Here is a 6,000-nt window from a genome sequence, read left to right as displayed (position 1 = left end):
TGTTTGTCTTTGCATTTATCTTTGCCGTAGTCTTTTTCATGTTTGTCTTTGCATTTATCTTTGCCATAGTCTTTTTCATGTTTGTCTTTGCATTTATCTTTGCCGTAGTCTTTTTCATGTTTGTCTTTGCATTTATCTTTGCCATAGTCTTTTTCTTCTTTATTTTTACGCATGTCATACATCGCTTTCAAGCAGTGCTTACTTTCTTCATTAGAATCATAATAAAATTTAGTCAAATAAATTCCCTGCCTTTATTTAAAATTGGTGTTTCTATATATTGTATTTTTGAAAAGGGAAATTGCTTGTACATTAAGGTAAAAATAGCTTTTAGACTATTGTTAAATCGATAGTCTAAAAGCTATTTTCCAAAATCTATTTATTCGTATATTCCTAGTTCCCTGCCCCATGTTGAAATTTTTTCAAGGTGATAACTTAAGAGCTCACCTTCACGATTATCAGCAATCCTTCTCAACTGAGTATGAAGACCTCTTTCTAAGGTGCGCTGGAGGTAGGCCATTTTATAAAGAGTCATAGGGTTTGTTTTAAACGTAATTCCGTATTTTTTCATTTCTTCCACGTACAGACGTACACATTTAGTACGTATTGTTTCTGCATTGGCTTGCCAATCTTTTCTGAAGCCTAGCAGTAGTTCTACTAATACAACCATGTCAAACCATACTGGAGCGTATTTTGCTGATTCCCAATCGATGAATTGAATAGGCCATGGTGTATGACCAGTAACATTTTTGCTACATATATTTTGCATATGCAGATCCCCATGGGTGATAGCTAATCCATTTTTAATTAATTCAGGGAAGAAATCTGGTCCTTTATTGTATAGCTTAATTAATGATAGATAATAAGGTTTTACAATATGATTAACCCGAGCATCTTTTATTGATGCGTGCAACAGATCAACTGTTTCATTCATAGATTTGGCCCTAGTCTTTTTTGTAGAAGTATAAACAGGGAGCCAATTTTTCCAAACGCTTTCCTTCTTTTTGAACCTGTTTTCAAAAGTTTGAGCATGAAGTTTAGCTATACTTGGGATAATATATTGAAAGTGAGACGGAGAGAAGGTCAATTGTCCACGTATTTGACTAACGAATTCCATAAAGATCCAAGTTTCATTTTTTACTGTTTCTACAAGATAAATACGAGGCAAAAACTCCTTTAAAATTGGGTAAGATTTTTTATAAATATTGATTTCTACTTCATTTTTATAGGCTGTTGAATTGTAGACCTTAAAGATAATTGGATAATAACCATTTTTTCTTTGAAGCAGTAATTTATATATACTACTTCGTTTTGTGGATTTTAAACACTTAATTTCTGAAGGGATAATTGTAATTTTCTCACCCATCGAATAAGAAAGTTTTTCTGCTATTTTTAAATCTGTAATCCGATAATAGAGTGCCTTAGGATCATACAATAGTAGTCATTCCTTTCGCTTACGTTTCCACGTATTAACTAAATGAGACCATGCGCTTCTAAAAAATGGCATTGGATCATTCCATGCAAATAAAGCAAACTCTTTTTGACCTTGCAGCCCCAGATAAAAATCTTTGAATGTCATTTCGGAAGTTTTTTTCTTTTGAAGGAAAGTAAGGTAATACCTTATAAGGTAAATCCATTTAATACCGTCTATTTGATTCAATCTAGGCTCTGGGTTTTGGTTAGTGAGGTATAAATAATAGGTGTAGGCAAAGTCAATACCTGAGGGGCCTGTGAGACTATGGGTAAGCCAAAAGCGAGGGTTTATTTCAATGAATTTATAAATTCCATCTCTTGGATCCTTTTTGAATTCAGCCATACCTATGCCTTTGAGCTTTATTTCTTCAAAAAATGGAAGACATATATCGATAAGTTTAGGAACTCTTTTGCTGACAATATGAGCACCTGTTCCAAATTCTGCAGGAAACTGATGGTTTTTTTGTAAGGAGAATAATGCAAGTAGTTCCATATTTTCAGTATAGAGAGTAGCTACTTTATAAAAGCATTGATTGTCTCCAGGAATTAGTTCTTGAATAACTAATTGTCCGCATTCTCTATAAAAACAATAATCATTCCTTAACTGCTCTGGAGTATCAAATACAATTGCTTTTTTGTTGATTTTCTTTCTGAACTCGTGGCCGAGAACAGGTTTTAAAATACATGGGAATTCAACATTTAAGATAGCCTCTTCAAGTTCCTCTTTACTATCTATTACATATGTTTTTGGACATGGAATATTATGCTTGACAGCGAGCTCGTAAGTTTTATTTTTATCAAGCACTTGCTCAACTAAATTATCATCAGGTAATAAAAACAAGAAGTAATTTAGCAATTCGTCTCGGTTTTTGGAAATGAATTGTACGTAGTCATCTGCTCCTGTATATAAAACAGGTTTTGAACCGATTTTTTTAGACAGGGTAATCAAGAAGTTTAATAGTTTCTTTTCCTCAGTTAAAGGACTAGGACATATACCGCAAGTAGCAAGGCGTGATTTTCCTATTTTATACGCTTTTTTCGTGTCAAAAGCATAAACTTTTATGCCTTTTGTTGCTAAACTTCTAATAATGCCAACTCCGTTAGCACTTAGGTCAAGGATAACTGCAGAATGTTCATGGTTCATACTTTAATTCATCTCCCAAAAATCAGTGTACAAATGCTGTATTTTCCCTACCATGCTGTCTATAGTTAAGTGTTTTTTAGCATGAATTTTCGCATTCATACTCATTTTATTTCGCACTTCTTTATTTGTAATAAGAAATTTTAGTGCATGTGCTAGCTGTTCAGGGTCTCCAGGTTCAACAATAATACCGGTTTTATTATGCTTTATCAGCTCAGGAATTCCTCCGCAATTTGTGGAAATTACAGCAGTGCCGTTATGCATAGCTTCAATTATTGAAATGGGTAAGCTATCATTAATTGTTGGAAGTACAAAAATGTCAGTTTTATTTAAGAGTGAAGGTACATCATCTCTGGAACCTAAAAAGTTTACCATTGATAAACCTAGAGCCTTTTTCTGTTTTTCTAATTTCTCTCTCATTTGTCCATCACCGACGATTAATACCTCCACATTGGAAGTGTATTTTTTCAGGCGTGCCAGCGCGTCAAACAGATAATTATGTCCTTTTCGAGGACCAAGCCTAGCTACGCACGTAATAACTAGCTTTTGTGAGTTCTTTTCTTTTCTTTCCCTTTGGTTCACTGGATAATCAATTCCCGTAATAACTGTAGTAATGTTTCTATTTTTTGCTCCTAGCTTTATTAAAGGTTCACGAAATGAATCACTTAAAACAATAATATGACTTGCATATTCAATCGCTTTACTTTCAAGCTCCGTAAAATACGCTTCTTCTACGGAACCTTTTTTGATGATGTTAAATTTGAGTCTATTAGATGTAAACATGCCATGAGGTGTAAAAAATAAGGGTTTATTGTAAAATTCATTAAACCTTCCTAGAATATTTGCTGTAAACAAATCTTGTGCATGAAGAATATCGTATTTCTCTAAATTCACTGTTTCAAGCATTTTTTCGTATACATATATAAGCCTTTGATGATTTAAAATTCTCTCATTGTAATTTCCATAGCGTTTGGTAAACAAATGTTTTAGGTTTGGAGTGGCAATTTCTCGAAATTGCTTTACTTTTGAAGTTGAAAATTGATTGGGGGAAATAATGTCTACTCTATGTCCCTGGCTTTTTAAACTTTTACTTAAAGTAGAAATATAATTTGAAAGTCCACCTACGTGAGGAAAGCTCCAAAAGGTAGCAATTAAAATAGAAAATTTCTTTTTTGAACTTTGTTTTGATGAGCTTCTCCTCTTAGGGATTTCCTTTGCAACGGATTTTTTAGGAGAACGTGACTTAAGTCCATAATATTGATCTAATGTTTCAATTAGATAGGGGTAGGGAAAGGCAATCTCATGGTTCATTTCCAAACCCTCCTTATAATTTCAAAAGCTTCAGCATAAGGTACGCCAACACTCATGCCTCTTACCCTTCCTAAGTACTCAATGCCTTCGTAAGAACGGGGATGAGGGAACGCTCTCATTTCGAGATCATAATGTTTAAGGGCATTAAGTTTATTTTCCATAGTGTCCGTAACATCTACAAAGTAATTCGGTTTAAATGTTTTTTCGCAACCAAAAGCACCCCATTCACTCGATGAAACGGTTTCAAATGTAATTAATTCTATGGGGGGCATATAAGGAATTGGCCTAGCTGCAGTTAACACTGCTTGAAAAGTAATCTGATGGTCTTTATTTAAATCTCCATAGTGATGTGTAAAAATCTTGACGGGTTTGTATCGTTTGATAAGTTGTTCAATCTCTTTAGTTAACTCGTGAAGAGGAATCATTTCTAGTTCCAGATTGACATGCTCAAGAAATATTACTTCTTCAATGCCAATTTCTTGATTGGCAAGTCGACCAAATTTTTGAATGTGATGGGCTTCTTCCTTTCGCCCTAAAGCAGTAATTACCGAAATTACTTTATAACCTTCATTTACAAATTTTTTTAAGGTTCCTGCAGTTCCCAATAGTTCATCATCAGGATGAGCCCCGATCACTAATATACAATCGCTCATATCTGTGCCTCCTGTAACTTTTTCTTCTATACTTGTACTATAAACAATATATGAGGTTATCCATATATTAGAAACCGTCATTGGCGGAGAATTAAAAATTAGAGCTCTACTAGTTAACATAGAAGAGATATTTGTTGTATCCTTTGTTATGTAATTTTAGTAGTAATGAAAGGTTCCCAATAAAAAAGAAATAAGACCTGTTGATAAAAGCCAATAGGTCTTATTTCTTTTTTAGCTAAAATTATTATTTAGAATTAAATTTCCATAAATTAATAACTCTCATTTTTTTACAAATATCTTTACAAGAATCATGCTTCTCATGCTTTTCACACTTTTTGCACGGATTTTTGTGAGCTTTTTCTTCTAAAGTCCAATCTTCTTTGTATTTCATACCAATATCACCTCTTTCATTACTATAATATGTAACCATTAGTAACAGGAGAGGGTGCTTGTCTTGGATTTTAACAAAAATTTTTTATGAAATTGTATGTAGATAGATAAGCATACAAGCAATTTATTTATAAAGGAATAGAATAATAAATGGGGAAGGAGGAACAGAATGGGGAAATCATATTTTCATTACCAACATAATCATAATGGATGGGATAGGTTGCCGAAAACAACTTTCTTTAAATGGCAGGATAAGAAAAAGTATCAAATGCTTAGTAATAATAATGATCAATTTATTTCGTCTAGCAGCGTTAAACAACTTGATTTTTTGAGTGACAAAGTATTTGTACACTCTTCTGAGAGGTTGGTGGAAAAAAACGAGAATGTACTTACGAGCTTTAAAAGGTATGAGGTAGTTGGCCAAGGAAAAGATGGTGTTATTTATCGATTGTCTTCTGATCGATGTATAAAAGTATTTTTCAAAGAGGAGGTATATGAAAAAGAGTTGGAAGCGATACAAGTGGGACAGCCCTCTTCTATTATTCCTCAACTCTACGGTTATGGACCAAATTACATAGTCATGGAGTATATTGAAGGGATTTCTTTGGCAAAACAGCTTAAAAAAAACGGAGATATAGAAAAGTCATTGGTTGTACAGTTGATAGATTTCTTTGATGAATTAAAAAAATTAAATTTTCGTAGACAAGATACCGAATTACGACATATTTTAATAAATGAACAGGGGAATTTTAAAATGATTGATCTTAAAAGAGCTTTTACTTCTAACCGACCTATTCCTATTAAATTGCTAACCGATTTGAAGGAACTAAAATTATCAAAAGAATTTTTATCTCATGTTAAAGATATCCGTCCTTCTCTTTATCAAAGGTGGAAAAAATTTGATGAAAAGTGAATTCTCTAAGCAGTAGTCAAAATTATTAATTGTAGCAACAATAACTGTGTGCTAATAGGGTTATTGTCGCTACAGGTTATAACATAAAATCACTGTTATGCCACCTCTTATAGAGCATAAAT

General features: G+C 33.0%; 6 protein-coding genes and 1 pseudogene. 1 reads left to right on the top strand and 6 read right to left on the bottom strand.

What is annotated here, in order from left to right:
- The 6 genes and pseudogenes from ACH0CI_RS25720 to ACH0CI_RS25695 form a co-directional block, all read right to left on the bottom strand.
- Window positions 1-236 (bottom strand): annotated as a pseudogene (locus ACH0CI_RS25720) (hypothetical protein); the annotation flags it as partial.
- 140 nt (window positions 237-376) lie between these two features.
- Window positions 377-1,432, bottom strand: a complete 1,056-nt coding sequence (locus tag ACH0CI_RS25715; protein ID WP_098112980.1) for a protein kinase family protein — start codon at window positions 1,430-1,432, stop codon at window positions 377-379.
- A gap of 6 nt (window positions 1,433-1,438) precedes the next feature.
- A complete protein-coding gene (locus ACH0CI_RS25710) occupies window positions 1,439-2,614 on the bottom strand; it encodes a carboxylate--amine ligase (protein WP_098112981.1) in 1,176 nt (391 codons plus the stop codon).
- A 3-nt stretch (window positions 2,615-2,617) separates the two neighbouring features.
- Window positions 2,618-3,922, bottom strand: a complete 1,305-nt coding sequence (locus tag ACH0CI_RS25705; protein ID WP_098112982.1) for a glycosyltransferase family 4 protein — start codon at window positions 3,920-3,922, stop codon at window positions 2,618-2,620.
- Window positions 3,919-4,575: a PIG-L deacetylase family protein gene (locus tag ACH0CI_RS25700; RefSeq protein ID WP_098112983.1), complete on the bottom strand. Its 657-nt coding sequence runs from the start codon at window positions 4,573-4,575 to the stop codon at window positions 3,919-3,921. Before ACH0CI_RS25700 ends, ACH0CI_RS25705 begins: the two co-directional genes overlap by 4 nt.
- A gap of 244 nt (window positions 4,576-4,819) precedes the next feature.
- Window positions 4,820-4,966 carry a hypothetical protein gene (locus ACH0CI_RS25695; protein WP_165574263.1) on the bottom strand — a complete coding sequence of 49 codons (147 nt, stop codon included), beginning with the start codon at window positions 4,964-4,966 and terminating at the stop codon, window positions 4,820-4,822.
- A 168-nt stretch (window positions 4,967-5,134) separates the two neighbouring features.
- Between ACH0CI_RS25695 and ACH0CI_RS25690 the strand changes: the two genes are divergently transcribed.
- Window positions 5,135-5,878, top strand: coding sequence for a hypothetical protein (locus ACH0CI_RS25690; protein WP_154974752.1), 744 nt, complete (start codon window positions 5,135-5,137; stop codon window positions 5,876-5,878).
- Window positions 5,879-6,000: the final 122 nt, after the last annotated feature.

It is taken from the genome of Priestia sp. 179-F W1.4 NHS (genome assembly GCF_045369295.1).
Lineage (GTDB): Bacteria > Bacillota > Bacilli > Bacillales > Bacillaceae_H > Priestia > Priestia zanthoxyli.
The sequence above is the reverse complement of the archived record's forward strand: the minus strand, read 5'-3'. Positions and strand labels throughout refer to the sequence as shown.